This is a genomic window from Nonomuraea sp. MTCD27 (assembly GCF_041950495.1).
In the GTDB taxonomy this organism is placed as follows: Bacteria; Actinomycetota; Actinomycetes; order Streptosporangiales; family Streptosporangiaceae; genus Nonomuraea.
In genome coordinates, this window is record NZ_JBGNUW010000006.1 from 342,749 (window position 1) to 364,804 (window position 22,056).

A 22,056-nucleotide genomic window follows, 5' to 3' on the forward strand; every position below is an offset into this window, starting at 1 on the left:
CTCGCCCGCGCCGGGCCCGAGGGCGGCCCTCTCCCTCCGGGGCCGCCCTCACCCTGGGAGTAGCGCGACCACCCTCGGCCCTCCTACCAGCCCCGATCCTGGCCTAGCCTCGGAAGCATGGAGACGGACAACCTGCTCGGGCAGTTCCTGCGAGCCCGCCGCGAACTGCTCCGGCCGGAGGACGTCGGCCTGCCGGCCGGCGCCCGCCGCCGCGTGGCGGGCCTGCGCCGCGAGGAGGTCGCCCAGCTCGCCGGCGTGAGCACCGACTACTACGTACGGCTGGAGCAGGGCCGCGAGCGGCACCCGTCGGCCCAGGTGGTCGACGCGCTCGCCCGCGTGCTGGAGCTGGAGGAGGACGCGGTCGCGTACCTGCACCGGCTGGCCCGCGCGGCCACCGGCAGGCGGCGCCCGGCCGGTGGCAGGGCGGGCCGCCGCGAGCAGGTCAGCCCCAACCTGCTGCGCATGATGGCGTCCTGGCCGCACACCCCGGCCGTAGTCCTGGGCCGCCGCCTGACCGTGCTGGCGGCCAACACGCTCGGCGAGGCGCTGTTCGCCGGGCACGCCCACAGCGGGGACCTGGTGCGGCTGGTGTTCCTCGACCCGGACGCCCGCGAGTTCTATCCCGACTGGGACCGGGTGGCGGTCAACACCGTCGCCGGGCTGCGCGCGGCGGCCGGCGTCGACCACGACGACCCGCAGCTCATCGAGGTGGTCGGGGAGCTGTCGATCAAGAGCCGTGCCTTCCGCGAGCTGTGGGCGCGGCACGACATCCGCCAGAAGACCCACGAGACCAAGCGGTTCCGCCACCCGCTGGTGGGCGAGCTGACGCTGCACTACGAGTCGCTGACCGTGAACAGCGCGCCGGGCCAGCAGCTCGTCGTCTACCAGGCCGACCCGGGCAGCCCGTCGGAGGAGGCGCTGTCCCTGCTGGGCAGCCTCGTCACCGAGCCCGGCCCGCGCCGCCCGCCGAGCCCCGCCGCACCCGACCCGCGCCGCCCGCCGGGGCCCGCCGCGACCAGGCGGCCACCGCAGGAGTCCTGACCCCCGCGTTCCCGCGGGCCGGCGACCCCGCCGGCGCGCCATCCCGCCATGCCCTGTAACCGCAGGGTAATGACATGACCGTCTGGCTGCCCGACCGGCCGGGCACGCGCAAGACCGCGTCCGAAACCTGGCGCGAGCCCACGCTCGGCGCCGACCATCCCGTAACTGAGGAGACAGCATGAGCAAGGTCGTATTGATCACGGGTGCGAGCAGCGGCATCGGCGAGGCCACCGCGCTGCGGCTGGCCGCGGAGGGGCACCGGGTCGTGCTCGGCGCCCGCCGGGAGGACCGGCTCGCGGCCACCGCGAAGGCGATCGAGGCCGCCGGCGGCCAGGCCGACGTGCGCCGCCTCGACGTGACCGACCGCGCGGACGTCGTCGCCTTCGCCGACGCCGCGGCCGAGCGGCACGGCCGGATCGACGTGATCGTGAACAACGCCGGGGTGATGCCGCTGTCCCGGCTGGACGCGCTGCTCGTCGAGGAGTGGGACCGGATGATCGACGTGAACGTGCGCGGCCTGCTGTACGGGATCGCCGCCGCGCTGCCGCACTTCCAGCGGCAGGGCGAGGGCCACTTCGTGACCGTCGCCTCCATCGGGGCCCACCAGGTGGTGCCGACGGGTGCCGTCTACTGCGCCACGAAGTACGCCGCCTGGGCGATCACCGAGGGGCTGCGCCAGGAGCTCGACCCGAGCATCCGCGTCACCACCGTCTCCCCCGGCGTCGTGGAGTCCGAGCTGGCCGAGTCGATCAGCGACGCGGGAGCGCGCGAGGCGATGCGGACGTACCGGGCGGAGTCCATCCCGGCCGACACCATCGCCGGCGCCATCTCGTACGCGATCGGGCAGCCGGCCGGCGTGGACGTCAACGAGCTCGTCATCCGCCCGGCCCGGCAGCGCTGAGCCGCCTCAGCCGAGCGGGCCGCCGTTGTGCAGGCCCTCGCCCTCGGGTTCGAGCGCGTACGCGATGCCCGCGTCGATGTCGCTGTCGAACCCCGTCCGGTACGCCACCTGGTAGGCGTTGTCGCCGAGCACGTCGCGGGCCTGCGCCTCGCACGCCTGCCTGGCGGCCACCCACGCGGGGACACTGGCCTGCGCCTGGCCGTGGGTGCTCCAGATCCGCTGCGCCAGCCCGAGCAGCCGGGCCGCGCGCTGGGCCCGCCCGGCCGCGCCGGCCGCCAGGGCCAGCAGGTCCACGGTCAGGCCGATGCCGAAGCTGTCGTGCAGCCGCCGCTTGGTCCGCAGGGCCGCCTGCCCGTGGGCGACGGCCGCGTCCAGCCGGCCGCCGGCCAGCTCGGCCTGGCCGCGCAGGAGGTCGCCGTGGGAGCGCATCGACTGCTCGCCGCGCTGGTCGCACAGCGAGCGCAGGTCCTCCAGCACGGCGATGGCGTCGTCGATCCGGTCGCTCACGGTGAGGGCGTGCGCCCGGCACAGCAGCGCCAGCAGGTTGGCGATGGTGAGCGGCTCGTCGCTCCACCGGGTGCGGTAGGCGGTCTCCGACTCGTCCATCGCCTGGAGCAGGTCGCCTCGGATGACCCCGGCAGACGACCTGAGCGCCCGGACGCACATGGCCGCGTAGGCGTCGTCCTCCTCGGCGGCGAGCTCGCACTGCGCGGCCCTGATCTCGGCGCCGTCCGCGTCACCCTGGGTGGCCGCCAGCAGGCCGTCGGCCCACAGGGCCTGCACGAGCGCCGGGCTGGGCCGGGTGTCCAGGTCGAGGGCCTGCTGCAGGTAGTGGCGGCCCTCCTTGGCGTAGCCGCAGCCGTACCAGAAGAAGGCCAGCGTCCCGGCCAGCTCCAGCGCCGGGAGGCCGTCCTTCGCGGCGAGCGCGACGTCGAGGGCGGCACGCAGGTTGTCGTGCTCGCCGATCATGCGGTCGTACCAGGAGATCTGGCCGGGGCCGAGCCAGCCGGTGGCGCCGCGGGTGGCCAGCGACAGGTAGTGCTCGCGGTGGCGCTGCTTGAAGCGCTCCTCCTCACCGAGGGTGCGCAGCCAGCCGGCGCCGTATTCGCGCAGCGTGTCCAGCATCCGGTAGCGCTCTCCCGCGCCGGTCGGCAGCCAGGTCAGGATCGACTCGTCGGCCAGCGCGTCGAGCAGCAGCCCGATGTCGGCCTCCGGCAGCCGCTCGTCGGCGCACACCCGGCGCACGGCCTCGGCGTCGAAGTCGCCCGCGAACACCGACAGGCGCGCCCACAGCAGCCGCTCGGCGGGCTCGCACAGCTCGTGGCTCCATCCGATGGCGGTGCGCAGGGCCTGGTGCCACGGCGGGCCGGTCTCGTGCGCCGCGGCGGGGTCGTCGCCGAGCGCGGCGAACCGGTCGTCGAGCCGGTCGGCCAGGTGCCCGACGGGCAGCTCGCGCAGGCGGGCCGCGGCCAGCTCGATGGCCAGCGGGATGCCCTCCAGCCGCCGGCACAGGCGTACGACGGCCTCCTGGTCCTCGCCGGCGAGGTCGAAGCCGGGCACGGTCTCGGCGGCGCGCACGGCCAGCAGCTCCACCGCGTCGCCACCGGCCAGGGCCGCCGCGCCGCCGAGGGGCGGGACCGGCAGCGGCTCGACGACGAGCACCCGCTCCCCGGGCACCTCCAGGGGGCGGCGGCTGGTGGCCAGCACGCGCAGGCCGGGCACGGCTTCCAGCAGCGTCCCCACCGTCCTGGCGCAGGAGCCGACCAGGTGCTCGCAGGTGTCGAGGACGAGCAGGACCTCGCGGCCGAACAGGTGCTCGGCCAGCACCTCGACCATGGGACGGGTGGTCTGGTCGGTGAGCCGGAGCGACTCGGCGATCGCGTGCGGCAGCAGGGTGCCGTCGTCCAGCGGGGACAACTCCACCAGCCAGGCCCCGCCGCCGAACTCGGCCCGCAGGTCGGCGGCGGCACGCAACGCGAGGCGGGACTTGCCGACGCCGCCCACGCCGGTGAGGGTCACCAGGCGCGAGCGCCGGCAGGCCCGGCGGACCTGGTCGAGCTCCGTGCGGCGCCCGATCAGGCTCGTCAGTTCCGCGGGGAGGTTACCCGCCTGCCACTTTCCTGCCATCGTGATCGCCACCCATCGGATGAAGTTGTGACTGAAGCTTGCCTGATTTTCCGGCACTCCGTCACTACAAGTGAGAAACTGGCTACTCCTTCGCAAGGAGCCAGGCACTCGTGAGGGGGCGCACCCGTTGACCCGGGCACGCCCCCTCACGGTGATGTCAGGGCCCGTAGGCCTTGGCCTCCAGCAGCCCGACGGAGCTGGTGCCGTTCCCGGTGAGCAGCACGCGCAGGCGGGTGGTGGCGGTGGCGGTGAAGGTGACGGTGTTGTAGGCGTTCTTGGTCAGCGTGTACGCCGAGGCGCCGGGCACGTCCACGTACGCGCTGCCGTTCCAGTACTGCAACTTCCACGACGCCGGCATGTCGATGCCCTGCTCGTCGTCGAAGAAGTACACCTCGGCCCGGTTCAGGTTGCGCGCCGAGGACCAGGTCAGGTCCACCCACTGCTGCCCGGTCTCGGGCCAGCAGCCCCAGCGCGGGTTGACCGTGTCGTTGGAGGAGGGCGGGTCGATGCCGTCGTTGACCGCCGCGACGCTCTCCCAGGAGGAGGTGTACGACGCCGCCGCCGTGGCCGACGTGGCCAGGTTGGACGGCGGCTGCACGCCGCCCCGGTTGTGGACCTTGATCTCGGTGAGCCCGGTCCTGGCCCCGGAGGCGGCCGTGGCCAGCACCCGCACGCGCTGGGCGGTGACGGCGGGGAACTGCACCACGTTGTAGTTGCCCCGTGGCGCGGCCGGGGACTTGGCCTGGGACGGCACGCTGACCCAGGCGGTGCCGTTGTGGTATTGGACGTCGTAGGACGCCGGTGCCCGGTAGGTCGTGCCGGCCGGGCGGCTGTCCTTGAAGTGCAGCCGGACCTCGTTGAAGGTGCGGGCGGCGCCGAAGTTGAGCTCGTACCAGTCCTGCCCGGCGGTGGTGCCGCCCCAGAACGGCTCGTTGATCGGGTAGCCGTCCACGGCGCCCGCGGTGGAGCTGCCGGAGGCGGTGGTGGAGGCCGTGGCGGTGGCGCCGGCGGCCAGGTTGGTGAGGTTGGCGGTCAGGTCCACGCCGGCCTTGGCCAGCAGGTCGACCATGCGGGCGCTGGTGTGGCTCACCTGCGCGGGCGACTGGAGGCCGGGGACGGCGGCGTTGTGCGTGACGGTGCCGCCGGTGGTCACCGCGCCGGTGGCCGGGTCCCAGGTGAACGGCACCAGCGTCGACACCGTGGCGGCGCGGCTGCCGTTGACGTAGATCGAGTAGCCCTCGGGCACGCCGGGGTAGCGGACGACGCCGTCGGCCGGGTCGTCCCAGACGATGGTCAGGTCGGCGTTGCGGTAGCGCAGGTTGTTGACGGTGAAGTGGGTCCAGCCGATGTTGATCGGCGAGAGCTCCACCTTGGCGTCGTTGCGCGGCCGCAGCCCGGCGACGTCCTCGATGACGGTCCAGTTGCCGCTGCCCAGGATGTTGTGGTGGATCCAGGAGCGGTAGGCGATCGAGGAGCCGTTCCAGTCGGCCCAGAACTCGTTGGCGTCCGGCCACTGGGTGTTGCCGTTGACGTACTGGGCCCAGGCGTTCCAGTAGAGCAGCTTCTTGTACCAGGTGGCGTCGATCCACTCGTTGGGGTAGTTCCGCAGCACCGAGGAGAGCAGGCGGAACTGCACGGTGGAGTTGATCGTGGAGAAGTTGTTGCTGCCGGTGCCGGAGGCCGCCTTGTCGGCCTGGTTGGCGGTGTAGAAGGGGAAGATCGGATACTGCGCCGGGTCGTCGAAGAGGCGCAGGGCCTGCTTGTAGGTGGCGGTGTTGGGGATGGCGCCGACGGCGAACGGGTAATAGTTGTTGATCTCCTTCCACGGCACCCATTCGTTGGTGGACTTCAGCCGGTGCTCGAAGAGCTGCCTGCCCGGGTTCCACAGCACGCTGACGATGGCGTTCTGGATCTGGGTGGCGAGCGTGCGCATCTCGGTGGCCTTGGCGGTGTTGCCGATGGCCTCGTACGCCTGGGCGGCGGCCAGCGCGCCGCTGTACTGGTAGGCGGCCTCGGCGCGGTCCATCCGGCCGGGCTTCCAGTGGAAGGAGACGGCGTCGGCGTCGTTGCCGGTCAGGGCGCCCCAGTCGTACTCGATGAGCTTGTTGTTGTCGGTGTCGTAGAAGGCGAGCTGCCCCTTGACGTCCTGCTCGGCGTAGCGGGCCAGGTTGGCGGCGATGCCGGGCTGGCCGCCGTGGATCTGGTAGCTCTTCCAGGCTGCCTCGCCGATGTACTGGGTGTAGCTGTTCGACCAGTTCTCCGGGTCGCCGGGGTTGTCGACGAAGCGCCCGTTCTTGGAGGTCTGGCCGACGCTGAGCCAGTCGCCGTAGGAGTAGATCGGGTTGCGCAGGTATTTAAGGTCGTCGATGTGCATGGGCTGGGTCAGCGCGATCGCGTTGTTGTAGCCCAGCACGCCCTCGATCGAGGTGGGGAACTGGAAGGTCTGCCCGGGGATGTCGGCGTCAAGGTGGTTGAAGCGCATCAGCCACCAGCGGTAGTAGATGTTCTTCTTGATGCCGGGCTCGGGCACGTCGATGTAGGGCACGTTCTCCGCCCACCAGCGGTTGTACGCGCGGACGTGGGTGGCGAACGCGGTGGCGGCCGAGTAGCCGGCGTAGGCGTCGTACTCGGTGCGGGAGGCCGCGATCTCGTTGGTGACGAAGCCCATGACGACCTTGACCGTCACCGTGGCCCCGGCGGCGATCGTGACCGAGCGGTTGAGGCCGCCGCTGGAGACCGTGAAGCCGTCGCCGGTGAGCCTGGGGTAGATCGTGGTCAGGTTGTTGTAGGCGTTCACCTGGCCGGTCAGCTCGCTGCCGCTGCCGCTCGTGGCGTACGGGGAGGTGGCCCTGAGCTGCAGCGTCGTCGAGGCGGAGCCGCCGTTGGTGAGGGCCAGGTTGGCCACGGCGACGTTGTTCTCGGTGATGAACTTCGTCTGGTTGACCGTGATCGAGCCGCTGGTGTGCCGGCTCTTCCAGTGGCTGGGCGCCTGCCAGCGGGAGCTCACCTGCTCGGTGAACGTGCCGGGCGTGACCGCGACGGTGAAGGCGTTGTTGTTGCTGATGCTCTCCCAGTACGCCGCCTGCCCGGCGAACCCGAGCGTGCCCGGCGTGTGGGTCTTCATGAACAGCGCCCGGCCGCGCGACATGAGCCACGTGCCCGCCGGGTCGTTGCCCGGCCGGGCCAGCAGCCGGTCCATCCAGAAGTCGGTGCCCGAGCTCTCCGCGTCGTAGATGGCCTGCATCATGTTGCCGGTCGTGTACGACCCCGGCGGCGCGGGCACGGCCGGGCCGCCGAAGGTCGGGTAGCCGATCGTCTGGTCGGCGTGGGCCGGGGCGCCGGCCACGACCAGGCTCGCGATCAGCAGCAGGACGGTCAGAACGCGCCTCATGAGAAGGCCCTCCATTCGAGCACGCCGGTCGAGTAGCCGGATCGGGAGGTGATGTTCAGCCGCAGCCGGGTCGTGCTGACGGGGCTGAACGTCGTGGTGTTGAAGGTGCCGGCGGCCACGCCGCAGCCCGACGCGCCGGGCACGTTGACGTAGGCGCTGCCGTTCCAGTACTGGACCTGGCACGAGGCCGGCAGGTCGATGCCCAGGTCGTCGTCGAACCAGTAGACCTCTGACCTGGAGACGGTCTGGGCCGTGGGCCAGCGGTACTCGAGCCACTCGGTGCCCTGGTGGTTCCAGTTGCCGTAGGCGCCGTGGCTGTGGTCGGCCGAGTTCGCCGGGGTGTAGCCGTCGTTGATCGCGCCGAGGGTCTCCCAGGGCGAGACGTAGGAGGTGGAGGGGGTGGCCGTGGCCGCCAGGTTGCCGGGGTTGGTGGGGCCGCCGGTCTGCACGACCTTCTGCATGGTGCCGTCGGCGTTGAAGGAGAGCTTGTCGATGGTCACCGAGCGGCGGAAGTTGCCCCCGCCCGGGCTGGAGGCGTTGTGGTAGACCATGTACCACTGGCCCTTGAACTCGATGATCGCCGGATGGTTCGTGGTCGAGGTCACCTGGTCGAGCACGACCCCGCGGTGCGTCCACGGGCCCAGCGGGTTGCTCGCGGTGGCGTAGCGGACACACGCGTAGCCGGGGGCCGAGCAGGCCGAGTCGTTGGCGGCGTACGCGAGGTAGTAGACGCCGTTGCGCTTGAACATCCAGGGGGCCTCCCAGAAGTTCGAGACGCCGCTCGGGGTGATGACCGAGCCGTTGATCGAGGTCATGTTGGCGTTCAGGCGGGCGGCGCGCAGGCCGTAGTAGGAGCCCCAGTACATGTAGACCTGGCCGTCGTCGTCGGTGAAGACGGTCGGGTCGATGTTGAGTGGGGAGGAGTTGGGCGTGCTGTCGCTGATCAGCGGGCCGCCGATGGCGTCGGTGAACGGGCCGGTGGGGCTGTTGCCGACGGCCACGCCGATGTTCATCCAGCCGGGGCCGTTGCCGTTGACGGAGGTGTACCAGTAGTAGCGGCCGTCGGCTCCGCGCTCGACCTCGCTGGCCCAGGCGTCGGCGCCGGCCCACGAGAAGTTCGAGATCGCGAGCTTGGCGCCCTGGTCGGTGAACGTGGTGGCGTCGGTGGAGGAGAAGACGTGCCAGTCCCGCATGACGAAGTTGGTGCCGCCCGTGGGGGCCTCGTCGTGGCCGGTGTAGAGGTACAGGGTGTCTCCCACGACCAGAGCGGCCGGGTCGGCCGTGTAGATCGCGGTGGTGATCGGCGCGCCCGCGAGCGCGGGCCGCACGTCACCGAGGAGGAGCAGGAGTGCCGCGGCGAGGGCCGCCGCCCATCGTCGTCTCATGAGTGTGCCCCTTGGGAATGTGAGCGCTAACAACGTGGACTCGGGCTTACCTAAAAGGTTTTCGGGAAAGTAGAACGCCAACCAGGGCCTGTCAATCGGCCACTGCAACCAGCTGCATAGCGGTTCACCTGGGCAGATCTCCTCGCATGGCCGCTGATCAGCTAGCGAGCGCTTGGTTACATTTTCGTATCGACCGAAAAGGCTTTCGGGGCTGATCGGCTCGAGGCTTTAGCCGCGCATGCCGCCAGTTGGCGGGATTCCGACCAACCGGTGCAGATAATCGCCTTCTGGAACCGGCGAAGCGGGCGATGGACACCGATGAACGGCCCTCACGAACTCGAACACCTGATGACCGGCCTGCTGGAGGCCAGCCATCAGGTCACCCTCGAACAGCTGCCCGACGTGGTGGCCAGGTTCGCCCCCGGGGCGGGGATGGAGGAGGTGGTCATCTACCTCACCGATCTGCAGCAGAACACGCTGCGGCGGCTGGTGGCGCCGGGCACGCCGCCCCGGCCCGGCGACCCGCCGGACGAGCTGCGGGTCGACTCCACGTACGGCGGGCGCGCCTTCCAGGAGGTGCGCATCCTGTACACGCCCCGCGACGCCGAGACCGGCTGCTGGTGGGTGCCCCTGATGAACGGCACCGAGCGCCTCGGCGTGCTGCGCGTCCACGCCGCCTGCCGGAAGGCGGAGAGCGAGACCGCCATCCGCCGGTTCGCCGCGCTGCTGGCGCTGATCGTGGTCAGCCGGCGCCCCTACAGCGACTGCTACCCCCGCCTCGTGCGCACGCGCCCCATGAACGTGGCCGCCGAGATGCTCTGGCACCTGATGCCGCCGCTGACCTTCGCCAACACCGAGGTGACGATCAGCGGCGTGCTGGAGCCCGCGTACGAGATCGGCGGGGACGCCTTCGACTACGCCATGGCCGAGCACGTCGTGCACCTGGCGATCTTCGACGCCATGGGACACGACCTGGCCGCCGGGCTGGCGGCCAACCTGGCGCTGACGGCCTGCCGCAACCACCGCCGCCAGGGCCTGGACCTGGCCGTCAACAGCGAGGCGATCGAGACGCTGCTGCTGGCCGAGTTCGGCGACAGCGCGCGGTTCCTGACCGCCATCATGGCCGACTTCGACCTGCGCACCGGAGTGCTGTCCTGGGTCAACCGCGGCCACCACCCGCCGGTGCTGATCCGCGGCGGGCGCTGGGTGACCACGCTGGAGTGCCCGCCCGCCCATCCGCTGGGTATCGGGCTGGACCTGCCGGTCACCACGTGCCGCGAGCAGCTCGAACCCGGCGACCGCCTGCTGCTCTACACCGACGGCATCATCGAGGCCGGCGGCCACGAGGGCAAGGAGTTCGGCATCGCCCGGTTCGTGGACTTCATCATCCGCCACTGCGCCGCCCGGCTGCCCGTCCCCGAGACGCTGCGCCGGCTGATCAAGGACGTGCTGGCCTACCACGACGGAAAGCTGCAGGACGACGCGACCGTGCTGCTCTTCGAGTGGCACGGGCCGCGCCTCCGTGGAAAGTGCCCCGGCTCGTGAGAGGTTCGGGAGGAGCATCCTGACCTCGAAGGAAACTCCAGTGGGACACGATCACGAAGGCCAGCGGGTCAGCCGGCGGCGGCTGATCGCCGGCATCAGCTCGCTCGGGCTCGGCAGCCTCATCGCCTCCTCAGGACCGGGGGTCAGGGCCACCGCCCTGGCGGACTCCCGCTTCGCCGGGGCCCGCACGTGCGCGCTGACGCCGACCGCGACGCAGGGCCCCTTCTACTTCGACGCCGACAAGATCCGCAGCGACATCCGCGAGGACCGGCCGGGCACCCGGCTGCGCCTGGCCATCAAGGTCCAGGACACCGAGTCGTGCGAGCCGGTGAACGACGCGGTGGTGGAGATCTGGCACTGCGACGCGGCCGGGCTCTACTCGGGCGCGGAGAAGGAGTCGAAGAACGACGTCGGCGCTCCGCCGAGCCTCGATGACATCGCCTCGGACGGCAAGTCCGACATGGCCGACATGAAGCCCACCGACGGCAAGCGGTACCTGCGCGGCGCGCAGGTCACCAACGCCGAGGGCATCGTCGAGTTCACCACGATCTGGCCGGGCTGGTACCCGGGCCGGACGGTCCACATCCACGTCATGGTGCACGTGAGCGAGCGGCGGGTGCTGAGCACGCAGCTCATGTTCGACGAGCGGCTCAACGCCGAGGTCCTGTCGAAGCCGCCGTACACGCGGCGGGAGGGCAGGCGCGAGACGTTCAACTCCGGTGACGTCCTCTTCCGGGACGGCATGCTGCTGAAGGTCACCGAGGAGGACGACGGCTATCTCGGCACCATCGTCCTGGCCACCGACTCCGACAAGGACGGCGGCTAGACCCTGCGCACGACGTGCAGCAGATACTCCTTCCGGTTGAGCGGGTTGTGGTCGGTACGCGGGCGCCGCGGGACCGGGCCGCGCACGGGCCGGTAGCGGTCGAAGTCGCACTCCAGCACGCCCTCGCCGCGGGTCAGCGAAGGGAGCTGCTGCTCCAGCTCGTGCACCCGGGCCGCCGGGATCTCCCCCTCCACCAGCGACGAGAGCTGCGTACGCGGGATCGCGCCGAGCCGGGCCAGCACGGGCAGCACCGGGCCCAGCGTGTCGGGCGGCAGCTCCAGCCGGAAGCGGTGCATCGGCTCGTACACCGTGGTCCCGGCCCGTTTCAGCGCACTCATCAGCACCAGCGGGACCAGGTTGCGGAAGTCGCCCGCGGTGCTCGACATGCTCTTGTCGAAGACGCCGCCGGAGTGGCTCTGCCGGGCCCAGTAGCCGGAGTGCGTCAGCGTGACCAGGCAGTCCACCACCTCCCAGCCGTGCAGGCCCTGCCGCAGCGTCTCGCGTACCGTCTCCTCGATCGTCTTCATGAACGCGTACGGCAGCGACCCCAGCTCCACCTCCAGCCCGAACGCGACCCCGCTGCCGATCGCGCCCGGCTCGACGCGCAGGCCCACGGTGGCGAGGAACGGGTTCGGGGCCTTGGCGATCAGCTCGAACGCGGCGCCGGTGCCGGCGGGCCGCTCGACGCAGATCGTGGTGGTCTCGCGGAAGGTGACGTCGAGGCCGAAGTCGTTCATGAGCGTGGCCTGGACGACCTCCTTCTGCACCTCGCCGTAGAGCGAGACGGACACCTCCTGCCGCAGGTCGTCCTGGCGCAGGCCGATGAGCGGGTCCTGCTCGGCGAGCTGGGCCAGCGCGAGGTGCAGCGCGCCCCTGTCGGCGGGGCGGCCGGGGACGACGACCGTCTCCAGGGTCGGCGGCGCGAAGTGGCCCCGCCCGCCGTGCTTGCCCGGCCGGCCGATGGCGTCGCCGATCCGGACGTCGGCCAGCCCCCAGAGGCGGGCGATCCTGCCCGCGGCCACCTCCGGCCGGCGCACCGCCGTGCCGCCGTCGAACACGCTGATCGCGGTGACCTTCCCCGCCCGCCCCTCGCCGAAGCTCAGCCGGTCGCGGGTGCGCAGCGTGCCGCCGAACATCCGCGCGTACGCCACCTTCTCCCCCGCCGGGCCGCGCTCGACCTTGAAGACGGTCCCCGACAGCGGCCCCGCGGGATCGCCCTGGGCGGCGGGCAGCAGCTCCCGGATGCCCGCCATCAGCGCGTCCACGCCGGCGCCGGTGATGGCCGAGCCGAAGAACACCGGGTGCGCCAGCCCCTGCCCGGTCTGGGTCACGAGCTCGGCGCGCAGCCGGGCGTAGGAGAGCGACCCCTCGTCCGCCACGTACGCGGCCAGCAGCGCGTCGGCCTGCTCGGTGAGCACGTCGGCCAGGCTCGCGGCGAAGGCGGGCCCGTCGTCGAAGGGCGCGAAGGCCGCATCGCCGGAGCCCAGGCCGGTGGCGGCTCCCATGGCGACGACGGCCGGGGAGAGCTTGGCGGCGAGCTCGCCCAGCACGCCGTCGTACCGGGCGCCGCGCCGGTCGATCTTGTTGACGAAGACGAGCGTGGGGATGCCGAGGCGGCGCAGCGTACGCATGAGCACGCGGGTCTGCGCCTGCACGCCCTCCACGGCGGAGACGACCAGGACGGCGCCGTCGAGCACGTTCAGGACCCGCTCCACCTCCGCGATGAAGTCGGGGTGGCCCGGCGTGTCGATCAGGTTGACCGTGGTGTCGCCGATGGCGAAGGAGACGACCGCGGACTTGATCGTGATGCCGCGCTGGCGCTCCAGGGCCAAGGAGTCGGTCTGGGTGTTTCCGTCATCGACGCTGCCGACCTCGTCGATGGCACCGGCGGCGTGGAGCAGCCGCTCGGTCAGGCTGGTCTTACCGGCGTCCACATGGGCCAGGATTCCCAAGTTGAGCATTCGCACCGAACGTCATGTCCTCTGGGTCGACGACTCCTTCTGTCTCGGGGGACATGAACGTTGCTCGCATTGCCTGCTCCTCGCGATCGACCGGCCGGGGGTCCAGGACACCAGAGCGGGTCTGCATGGGGCAACGGATTTACGCCTCGCTAAGGTGGGCACCGTTCACGATGAGAGGAAGATCAGGTGGACGGTAGAGGTGGGCTCGTCATCCCCGAAGTGGTCGAGAGCCCGACCCGCAAGGCGGCGCCGTCCGGCGGCCTGACGCGGTGGCTGCTGCGGCACCAGGTGCAGCCGGTCGGCCCCGAGACCGCCGAGGGGCACGCCAAGCCGCAGGCCTGGTGGAAGGTCATGTGCCTGACCGGCGTCGACTACTTCTCCACCCTGGCCTACCTGCCCGCCATCGCCGCGCTGGCCGCCGGGGCGCTGTCGCCGCTGGCCACGCTGCTCATCGTGGCGCTGACGCTGCTGGGCATGCTGCCGATGTACCGGCGGGTGGCCAAGGAGAGCCCGCACGGGCAGGGGTCGGTGGCGATGCTGGAGCGGCTGCTGCCGTTCTGGCAGGGCAAGCTCTTCGTGCTGGTACTGCTGGGGTTCGTGGCCACGTCGTGGATCATCACGATCACGCTGTCGGCGGCCGACGCGTCGGTGCACGTCGTGGAGAACCCGTTCTTCCCGAGTTTCCTGCACGGCCACGAGGTCGCGCTGACCGTGGCGCTGCTGCTCGTGCTCGGCGGGGTGTTCCTGCTCGGCTTCACCGAGGCGGTCGGCGTGGCCATCCCGCTGGTGGCGCTCTTCCTGGGCCTGAACGCCGTGGTCGTCGTCGTGGGGATCACCGAGGTGCTGGCCTCCCCCGACGCGCTGTCGCGCTGGACCGACGCGCTGACCAGCGGGGGCGGCGGCCTGGGCGGGGTCATCGGGCCGGCGGTGCTGGCCTTCCCGCTGCTGGTGCTGGGCCTGTCGGGGTTCGAGACGGGCGTCAGCATGATGCCGCTGGTCGAGGCCAAGGGCGAGACCGCCGAGGCGCGGCTGAGCTCGCGCATCGGCAACACCCGCAAGCTGCTGACCGTCGCCGCGCTCATCATGAGCGTCTACCTCATCGCCACCAGCTTCGTGACGACCGTGCTCATCCCGGCCGAGGAGTTCCGGCCCGGCGGGGCGGCCAACGGCAGGGCGCTGGCGTACCTGGCCCACGAGCGGATGGGCGAGATGTTCGGCACGGTGTACGACATCAGCACCATCCTCATCCTGTGGTTCGCCGGCGCCTCCGCCATGGCCGGGCTGATCAACATCGTGCCGCGCTACCTGCCCTCCTACGGCATGGCACCCGACTGGGGCCGGGCCGTGCGGCCCGTGGTGCTGGTCTACACGGGCATCTGCGTGGCGCTCACGATCGCGTTCGACGCCGACGTGGACGCCCAGGCGGGCGCGTACGCCACCGGCATCCTGGCCATGATGGTCTCCGGCGCGGTCGCGGTGACGATCTCCGCCGTCCGCCGCCGGCAGCGCAGGGCCGTCGCCGGGTTCACCGTGCTGACCCTCGTCCTGCTGTACGCGCTGGTGGAGAACATCCGGGAGAAGCCCGACGGCATCGCCATCTCCGCGCTGTTCATCCTGGGCATCATCGTCATCTCGCTGGTCTCGCGCGTCTCCCGTACGACCGAGCTGCGGGCCGACCGGATCGAGTTCGACGAGGCGGCCCGGCGGCTCGTGACCGAGTCGATCGCCTTCGACGGGCAGCTCAACATCATCGCCAACCGGCGCGGCTCCGGCGACAAGGCCGAGTACGACGCCAAGGAGGCCGAGCAGCGCGGCATGAACCCGGTCCCGGGCCGGGCGGACGTGCTGTTCCTGGAGATCGACGTCATCGACCCGTCCACCTTCAGCGACGTGCTGCGGGTGCACGGGGTGGAGGTGGCGGGACACCGCGTGCTGCGGGCGGAGAGCCCGGCCGCGCCGAACGCCATCGCCGCCATCCTGCTCGCCCTGCGCGACGCGACCGGCGTGCGGCCCCACTGCTACTTCGAGTGGGCGGAGGGGGCGCCGCTGATGCACCTGCTGCGCTATCTCATCCTGGGGCGGGGTGACACGGCTCCGGTCGTACGGGAGATCATCCGGGCCGGCGAGCCCGATCGGGCGCGGCGGCCGGGCATCCACGTCGGCGGTTAGAGCGCGTCCAGTGCGGCCCGGTCCTCGCCCGTCAGGACGAGGTCGGCGGCGGCGACGTTCTCCTCCAGGTGGGCGAGCGAGGTGGTGCCGGGGATGGCGAGCACGGCCGGGGAGCGGCCCAGCAGCCAGGCCAGCGCCACCTGCGCGCGCGTGGCGCCGTGCCGGGCGCTCACCTCGTCGAGCGTGCGCTCCTGCGCGGCCGACGGCGCCATGCCGGGCGGCAGCTGCGAGGTGTCCAGGCCCGGCCTGAGCAGCCCGGCGGCCAGCGGGAAGTAGGGCACGAACGCCACGCCCTGCTCCTCGCAGGCCCGCAGCACGTCCTCGCCGCCCCGGTCGAGCAGGTGGTAGCGGTTCTGCACGGCGACCACGGGCGCGATCTCGCGGGCCTCCTTGAGCTGCTCGACGGTGACCCCGCTGAGCCCCAGGTGCCGGATGAGCCCGCGCTCGCGCAGCCCGGCCAGCGTGGCGAACGACTCCGCGAACGGCGTCTCGTCCGGGTGGAGCAGGCCGTCGCCACCCACCCGCAGGTAGACCAGGTCGAGCCGGGCCCGGCCGAGGCGGGCGAGGTTCTCCTCCACCTGCTCGCGCAGCTCGGCGGGCTTGGCGGCGGCGTTGAAGGAGCGCCACTCGTCCCTGGCGACGCCGACCTTGGTGGCGATGACGAGATCGTCGGGGTAGGGGTGCAGGGCCTGCCTGATCAGGTCGTTCGCCACGTGAGGGCCGTACGCGTCGCTGGTGTCGATGTGGGTGACGCCCAGCTCGACGGCCCGGCGGAGCACCGCCAGGGCGTTGTCCGGGTCGGCCGGCGGGCCCCACACCTGGGGGCCCGGCAGCTGCATCGCGCCGTAGCCGAGCCTGCCGACGGCAAGGTCGCCGGCGAGTCGGAGCATGGTCATGTGAATCCCCTTCGTCAGGTGCGGGTGGCGAGGCGGGCACGTACGGAGTCGACGGTGACGCCGCCACCGGGATCGCGCTGGAGCTTGCCGCGTACGGTCAGGTCGTGGACGCCCTGGCGGGTGATGCCGAGCACGGCCGCCGCCACCGGGAACGGCACCGCCGACGCGGCGGGATGGCCGGCCCGGCGGAAGACGGCCCGCCCGAACGGAGTGGCCCACCAGGCGACCGGCGGATCGAACGCCGCGTCGCCCGGGCAGAGCGCGCTCACCAGGCGGATCGCGGTGTACGCGGCCGCCCGGTCGTCCTCGCCGAGCAACGTCCGCGCCCACTCCTCCGCCTGCTGCCCGAGCCGCTCGTGCAGCTCCTCACCCGCTCCGAACAGGATGTCGAGCGGGTCGAGCAGCCGGGCGGCGACGATGCGCTTCAGATCCTCGGCAAGATCCGCGTGCGTCTGTGTCCTGGTCTCCATGGCGTCCCTCCAGCTCACTGCTGCTTGACGTCAATCATCAAGTACTTGCTCTTTATCGTCAAGTAGCCGTCACAGACTTCCACGTGTACTATTTGGACAAATGCCCAAGTCATTTGCCCAAGAGGTATCCATGGCACCGAAGTCCGCGGACCGCGGCAAGGCCACCCGCCGGCAGCTGCTCGACGCGGCCGTCGCCCTCGTGCCCGAGGTCGGCTGGGGTGGCGTCACGACCAGGCTCGTCGCCGAGCGGGCCGGGGTGGCGCCCGGCGTCGTGCACTACCACTTCGCCTCGGTCACGGACCTGCTGGTGGCGGCCGGGCTCGGCTTCACCGGGAGCCTGCTCGACTCGATGGCCGCGGAGCTGTCCGGGCAGCCGGGCATCGGCGAGGGGGTGGACTGGCTGCTGGGCGAGCTGTCGCGCTACAGCGGCACGGACCCGGCCTCGCTGGTGGTGGTGGAGATGTTCCTGGCCGCCACCCGGCTGCCGGACCTGCGCGGGCGGCTCGGCGACCAGATCGGCCGGTTCCGCTCCGCCGTGGCGTCCTGGCTGGCCGAGCGCGGCTACCAGGGCGACGCGGTCGCGGCGGCCGCGATGCTGGCGGCCTCGATCGACGGGATCATGATGCACCGCGCCCTCGACCCGGGCCTCGACCCCGCCTCCCTGGCCGCCCCCCTGCGCGCCATGTTCGGCCTGGGCCCGGCCGAGCCCGCGCCGCCCTCGGCGCCACCGGCGGAGGACATCAGGAGGAGGAGAGAATCATGAAGGCTCTGATCTGCGGCGCCGGCATCGCCGGGCTGACGCTGGCCTGGCATCTCGAGCGGGCCGGCTGGGAGGTGGAGCTGGTGGAGCGGGCGCCGGCGTTCCGCGACGGCGGCTACATGATCGACTTCTACGGTCCCGGCCACGAGGTGGCCGAGCGGATGGGGCTGCGGTCCCGGCTGCTACGGTCCCGCTACCCGGTCAACGAGCTCAGCTACGTCGACCGCGACGGAAGGCAGACCAGCCGCCTGTCCCTGACCACCGGCATGGAAGGGGTGATCAGCCTGCTCCGCGCCGACCTGGCGCGGGCCGTCGCCGAGGACGTACGCGCCCCGACCACGTACGGCACCACCGTCGAGGCCGCCGAACAGGACACCGCCGGGGTGTCGGTCCGGCTCACCGACGGCACCACCCGCCGGGTCGACCTGCTCGTGGGCGCGGACGGCGCCCGCTCCCGGGTGCGCGATCTGGCGTTCGGCGACGTGACGCCGCGCTACCTCGGTCACCAGGTGGCGGCGTACATCCTGGCGGACGCGGAGCTGAGCCGCCGCGTCGGCACCCGCTACCAGATGCTCACCGAGCCCGGCCTGATGGCCGGCGCGTACGCCCTGCGCGACGACCGCCTCGCCCTGCTGTTCCTGCGCCGCGAGCCCGACCCGGCCCTGCCCGCCGACCCCGCGGCCGACCTGCGCCGCCACTTCGGCGGGCGCGGCTGGATCCTGCCCGAGGTGCTGGCGCGCTGCCCCGGCCCGCCCGAGCTCTACCACGACCTGGTGACGCAGGTGGAGATGGAGCGCTGGCACCGGGGCCGGATCGTGCTGGTGGGCGACGCGTGCCAGGCGGTGTCGCTGTTCGCCGGCCACGGGGCGTCCATGGCCATGGCCGGGGCGTGGGTGCTGGCCGACGAGCTCTCCGCGGGCGGCGACCTGCCCGGCGCCCTGGCCCGCTACCAGGGGCGGATGGCGCCGGCGATCGCCGAGGTGCAGCAGTTCGGGCGGCGCTTCGTACGGTGGATGGCCCCCTCCAACCGCTGGCGCATCGTCGCCCGCGACCTCATCTTCCGGCTGGCCGCCCTGCCCGGTGGCGGCCGCCTGTTCGTCAACTCGCTCAGCCCGGGCGGCCACCACCTCATCAGCCCTCGACGCGCTTCCCCAACGCCTCGTTGAGGCGGTTACGCCGCAGGCTCCTGGTCATCTGGTCGCCGGCCGTCCGGGTCCTGCTCGCCGTCCCTGCGGTCCAGTGCCGCGACGGCGTTCCTGAACCGGGCGCAGCGTGCCTCCAGCTCGCGTTCGTCTTCGAGAATCCACTGTTCGATCATGGTCATCAGAGTGATCACACACCGGCCGGCGGGAGGGCCGACTTGGCGCAGACTTTTCACGCCAGCAACTCGACCGTGCCCCGCTCGCCGTCCACCCTGATCCGGTCGCCGTCGCGCAGCCGCATGGTGGCGTTGCCGGTGCCGACCACGGCGGGGATGCCCAGCTCGCGGGCCACGATCGAGGCGTGCGACAGGGGCGCGCCCATGTCGGTCACCACGGCGGCCGCGCGCGGGAACATCGGCGTCCAGCCCACGTTCGTCAGCGTCGTCACGAGGATCTCGCCGGGCTTGAGCCGATCGCCGTCCTCGGGCCCCGAGATGACCCGGGCGATGCCCTCCACCACGCCGGGCGCGCCGGGGAAGCCGGTCACGGTCTCGCTCACCGGCACGGAGGCGCCGCGCGCGTCATAGACGTCGGCCCGCCGCGCGGGGTCGGCCGCCCAGCGCACAGGGTCGAAGTGGCCCACGATCAGCACCGGGTAGGGCGGCAGGGCGGCGTACCGCTCGTAGGTGGCGCGCCGGGCCGGCACCCGCTCCAGCACGGACCGGTCGCCGCGCAGCAGGGCGAGCAGCTCGTCCAGGTAGAGGGAGAACACGTCGTCGCCGATCCCGGTCAGCTCCCCCGCGCGTACGGTGAAGGCCCGCAGCACCCAGAACGCCCGCATGTTCTCCGACCGCGCGGACTCCCGGTCGCGCACGACCGCGTTCCAGCGCTGGACCCGGGCCCGCATCTTGGCCTCCTTGCCCGGGTAACGCTGCGCGAAGCGGGCCCAGGCCCGCTCCCTGGCCTCGCGCTGCCGCTCCAGCAGCGCCTCGGTGTCGTCCTTCATGCCGCGCAGGCCCTCGATCAGGGCCTCGATCCGCGCGGGGTCCTCGCCGGGCCGGGGGATCGACACCTCGAACTCGTGGGGGCCGCGATGCCCGTACGTGCGGGCGAACTCGTCCCTGGTGATCTCCCCGCGCACCAGCCTGGACAGGCCCATCACCGGCCCCATGCTGGCCAGCTCGCCGTCGATGTTGACGCCGGTGAGCATGGCCTCGGCGTCCACCTCGCCCATCATCTTGCGCAGCCGGTCACGCGTGTAGACCAGCGTGGAGCCGCCCTGGCGCCCGGCGGCCTCCAGCATGCGGCAGGAGGTGACCATGTGCGGGCGGATCTCCCGCTCCCAGAGGCCGGCCAGCTCGGGGCCCGATCCGGTGGCGGCCACGCGCTCGCGCAGCTCCTCGCACCGCTGCTGGGAGGTGGCCAGGAAGGCGGGCATGGCCTTGAGGTTCGCCCGCACGCGGCGCTGGAGGTGCACGGCCATGGGCAGCACGCGCTTCATGATGCCCCAGCGCGACACCCGTACCATCGGCACGTCCAGGCTGGCCGGCACCTTGCCGAAGACCTGCTCGACCGCGCCGAGCCGGCCGCTCATGCCCAGGGCGCGGGCGACGGAGTGGACGACGCTCAGGTTCATGTAGAAGCGGCCGCCGATGTTGCCCACCAGGTCGAAGCCCGGCAGCGCCGAGGAGGACATGGCCTCCCTGATGAACAGGCGCACGAACGACCACGTGATCGGCGTCATCACGTCGGGGATGGCCTCGCCCAGGTTGCCGGCGGTCCACAGGTAGTCGCCCTTGAGGCTGTCGTTCCACTCCTCCAGCGGCGCCTTGAGCCCGGTGATCGGGCGGGCCTGCACGATGGCGAACGTGCCGCCGCGCCGGGTCCACTCCACGTCCATCGGGGTGCCGTACAGGTCCTGGATGCGCGCGCCGAGCCCGGCCAGCTCCAGTGCCTGGGCGTCGTCGAGCACGGGCGCGCCGCGCAGCTCCTCGGGGACCGGGCGCTCCTCGGTGCCCGCGGCGGTGCGCACGGTCATGACCTTCTTGTCGCCGGTGCGCGACTCGGTGACCGCGCCACCGGTCACGACGATCGCGTCCGGGGTGACCTGCCCGCCGACGACCGCCTCGCCGAGCCCCCAGGAGGCGTTGATGACGGTGGCGTCGCGGGCGCCGGTGACCGGGTCGGCGGTGAACATGACGCCGGCCGCGTCGGCGTCCACCAGCTCCTGGACCACCACGGCCAGCGCCACGTCCTCGTGCGGCACGCCGTTCTGGTCGCGGTAGGCGATCGCGCGCGCGTTCCACAACGAGGCCCAGCAGCGCCTCACCGCGTCGAGCAGGGCGTCGCCGCGGATGTTGAGGTAGGTGTCCTGCTGCCCGGCGAACGACATGCCGGGCAGGTCCTCGGCGGTGGCGGAGGAGCGTACGGCCACGGGCACGTCGTCGCCGAGCCCCTCGTACGCCCGCAGGATCTCCGCGGCGATCTCGCCCGGCATGTCATGGGCGGCGAACAGCGCCGGGATCGCCCCGGGATCGGCGGCGGCCGCCCGCAGGATCTCCTCCCGGAACCCGGCCACGAACGCCCGGTACGCCTCCGTCGTGACGTGGAAGCCACCGGGAACGGGCAGCCCGGCCCTGGTCAGCCGGGCCAGGGACGCACCCTTGCCGCCGGCGGTGGCGAGGTCGGCCGCGGCGTCGTCGAGAGGAAGAACGGCCCTCATTTGCCCTCCAACGAGAGCGCCAGCTTCCGCTGGGCGATCTCCACTGTGGTGTCGAGAAAGTCGAGAGTCGCCCGCGCGACGGCCTCGGCGTCGGCGGCGGGCAGCGGGCGGCCGGTGCTCAGGGTCCGCTCGATGGTGACGGCCACCAGCTCCGCGATCCGGTCGTCGGACGGCTTGGCTCCCGAGGGCAGGCCGTCCGGCAGGAACAGGTACCCGTAGACGATCGAGCTGACCACCATCAGGTAGTCGTCCGGATCGTCCCGCACCGCGCCGTGCTTGACCAGCTCGGCCACGTACGTGTCGAAGGACTCGCCGAGCTGGAACTGGCTCGTGCTCTCCTTCTTGCGGCGGCTGAGCTTGCCGAGGATCTCGGAGTCCGCGGACAGCACGGCCCGGAGCAGGGGCCGCCCCAGCAGCGCCCGGGCGTATTCCCCGAACAGCTCGCTCAGCGTGGCGGGCTCGCGCTCGCGCACCGCGGCCATCATGAGCACCCGCTCGCGGCGCAGCAGCGCGGCGAACATCTCGTCGCGCGTCTTCCAGTGCAGGTAGATGGTGCCCTTGGCGACGCCGGCCCGTCTGGCCACGTCGTCGATCGTGGTCTTGTCGTAGCCCCAGCGCAGCACCAGCTCGGCGACGGCGTCGAGGATCCGGTGCGCCCGCTCGAGCTGGCGCGCCGGATCCTGCGGCGGGCGTCCTGCCCTGGCCATAGTCCCACCCCAT

At 72.0% G+C, this 22,056-nt stretch carries 16 protein-coding genes; 7 read left to right on the forward strand and 9 right to left on the reverse strand.

The window, feature by feature from the left end:
- The first annotated feature begins 117 nt into the window (after window positions 1–117).
- The gene (locus ACBJ59_RS20465) at window positions 118–1,041 is read left to right on the forward strand and encodes a helix-turn-helix transcriptional regulator (protein WP_375111803.1); all 924 of its coding nucleotides are present in this window, start codon (window positions 118–120) and stop codon (window positions 1,039–1,041) included.
- Between the two features lie 178 nt (window positions 1,042–1,219).
- Window positions 1,220–1,942 carry an SDR family oxidoreductase gene (locus ACBJ59_RS20470; RefSeq protein ID WP_375111804.1) on the forward strand — a complete coding sequence of 241 codons (723 nt, stop codon included), beginning with the start codon at window positions 1,220–1,222 and terminating at the stop codon, window positions 1,940–1,942.
- A gap of 6 nt (window positions 1,943–1,948) precedes the next feature.
- On the opposite strand, the gene ACBJ59_RS20475 is transcribed toward ACBJ59_RS20470, so the two are convergent.
- The 3 genes from ACBJ59_RS20475 to ACBJ59_RS20485 all read right to left on the reverse strand — a co-directional run bounded on the left by ACBJ59_RS20475 (window position 1,949) and on the right by ACBJ59_RS20485 (window position 8,845).
- On the reverse strand, window positions 1,949–4,081 hold the full coding sequence (locus ACBJ59_RS20475; protein WP_375111805.1) for an ATPase: 2,133 nt from the start codon (window positions 4,079–4,081) through the stop codon (window positions 1,949–1,951).
- Between the two features lie 145 nt (window positions 4,082–4,226).
- The gene (locus ACBJ59_RS20480; RefSeq protein WP_375111806.1) at window positions 4,227–7,460 is read right to left on the reverse strand and encodes a hypothetical protein; all 3,234 of its coding nucleotides are present in this window, start codon (window positions 7,458–7,460) and stop codon (window positions 4,227–4,229) included.
- Window positions 7,457–8,845 carry a glycoside hydrolase family 43 protein gene (locus tag ACBJ59_RS20485; RefSeq protein ID WP_375111807.1) on the reverse strand — a complete coding sequence of 463 codons (1,389 nt, stop codon included), beginning with the start codon at window positions 8,843–8,845 and terminating at the stop codon, window positions 7,457–7,459. Before ACBJ59_RS20485 ends, ACBJ59_RS20480 begins: the two co-directional genes overlap by 4 nt.
- 318 nt (window positions 8,846–9,163) lie before the next feature.
- On the opposite strand from ACBJ59_RS20485, the gene ACBJ59_RS20490 reads away from it, so the two are divergent.
- Both ACBJ59_RS20490 and ACBJ59_RS20495 read left to right on the forward strand, forming a co-directional pair.
- A complete protein-coding gene (locus ACBJ59_RS20490) occupies window positions 9,164–10,390 on the forward strand; it encodes a PP2C family protein-serine/threonine phosphatase (RefSeq protein WP_375111808.1) in 1,227 nt (408 codons plus the stop codon).
- Between the two features lie 40 nt (window positions 10,391–10,430).
- A complete protein-coding gene (locus ACBJ59_RS20495; protein WP_375111809.1) occupies window positions 10,431–11,216 on the forward strand; it encodes an intradiol ring-cleavage dioxygenase in 786 nt (261 codons plus the stop codon).
- Here the strand turns inward: ACBJ59_RS20495 and ACBJ59_RS20500 are convergent.
- Window positions 11,213–13,177: a GTP-binding protein gene (locus ACBJ59_RS20500; protein WP_375111810.1), complete on the reverse strand. Its 1,965-nt coding sequence runs from the start codon at window positions 13,175–13,177 to the stop codon at window positions 11,213–11,215. The genes ACBJ59_RS20495 and ACBJ59_RS20500 overlap by 4 nt on opposite strands.
- Window positions 13,178–13,363: 186 nt before the next feature.
- Here ACBJ59_RS20500 and ACBJ59_RS20505 point away from each other — a divergent pair, with 186 nt between their 5' ends.
- Entirely contained in the window at window positions 13,364–15,346 is a 1,983-nt protein-coding gene (locus tag ACBJ59_RS20505; protein WP_375111811.1) for an amino acid transporter, read from the forward strand.
- Here the strand turns inward: ACBJ59_RS20505 and ACBJ59_RS20510 are convergent.
- Window positions 15,343–16,242 (reverse strand): oxidoreductase, encoded by a 900-nt coding sequence (locus ACBJ59_RS20510; protein WP_375111812.1) that lies wholly within the window; start codon window positions 16,240–16,242, stop codon window positions 15,343–15,345. The genes ACBJ59_RS20505 and ACBJ59_RS20510 overlap by 4 nt on opposite strands.
- A 14-nt stretch (window positions 16,243–16,256) precedes the next feature.
- Window positions 16,257–16,712 (reverse strand): hypothetical protein, encoded by a 456-nt coding sequence (locus tag ACBJ59_RS20515; protein ID WP_375111813.1) that lies wholly within the window; start codon window positions 16,710–16,712, stop codon window positions 16,257–16,259.
- A gap of 130 nt (window positions 16,713–16,842) precedes the next feature.
- On the opposite strand from ACBJ59_RS20515, the gene ACBJ59_RS20520 reads away from it, so the two are divergent.
- Both ACBJ59_RS20520 and ACBJ59_RS20525 read left to right on the forward strand, forming a co-directional pair.
- Entirely contained in the window at window positions 16,843–17,475 is a 633-nt protein-coding gene (locus tag ACBJ59_RS20520; protein WP_375111814.1) for a TetR/AcrR family transcriptional regulator, read from the forward strand.
- Entirely contained in the window at window positions 17,472–18,638 is a 1,167-nt protein-coding gene (locus ACBJ59_RS20525; protein WP_375111815.1) for an FAD-dependent oxidoreductase, read from the forward strand. The genes ACBJ59_RS20520 and ACBJ59_RS20525 overlap by 4 nt, the downstream gene beginning before the upstream one ends.
- A 5-nt stretch (window positions 18,639–18,643) precedes the next feature.
- Here the strand turns inward: ACBJ59_RS20525 and ACBJ59_RS20530 are convergent, their stop codons facing one another.
- From ACBJ59_RS20530 to ACBJ59_RS20540, 3 genes are read right to left on the reverse strand one after another with little or no spacing between them, the layout of a single operon-like run.
- Window positions 18,644–18,796: a hypothetical protein gene (locus ACBJ59_RS20530; protein WP_375111816.1), complete on the reverse strand. Its 153-nt coding sequence runs from the start codon at window positions 18,794–18,796 to the stop codon at window positions 18,644–18,646.
- Between the two features lie 50 nt (window positions 18,797–18,846).
- Window positions 18,847–21,336 carry a PEP/pyruvate-binding domain-containing protein gene (locus tag ACBJ59_RS20535; RefSeq protein WP_375111817.1) on the reverse strand — a complete coding sequence of 830 codons (2,490 nt, stop codon included), beginning with the start codon at window positions 21,334–21,336 and terminating at the stop codon, window positions 18,847–18,849.
- Window positions 21,333–22,043, reverse strand: a complete 711-nt coding sequence (locus tag ACBJ59_RS20540) for a TetR/AcrR family transcriptional regulator (RefSeq protein ID WP_375111818.1) — start codon at window positions 22,041–22,043, stop codon at window positions 21,333–21,335. Before ACBJ59_RS20540 ends, ACBJ59_RS20535 begins: the two co-directional genes overlap by 4 nt.
- Window positions 22,044–22,056: the final 13 nt, after the last annotated feature.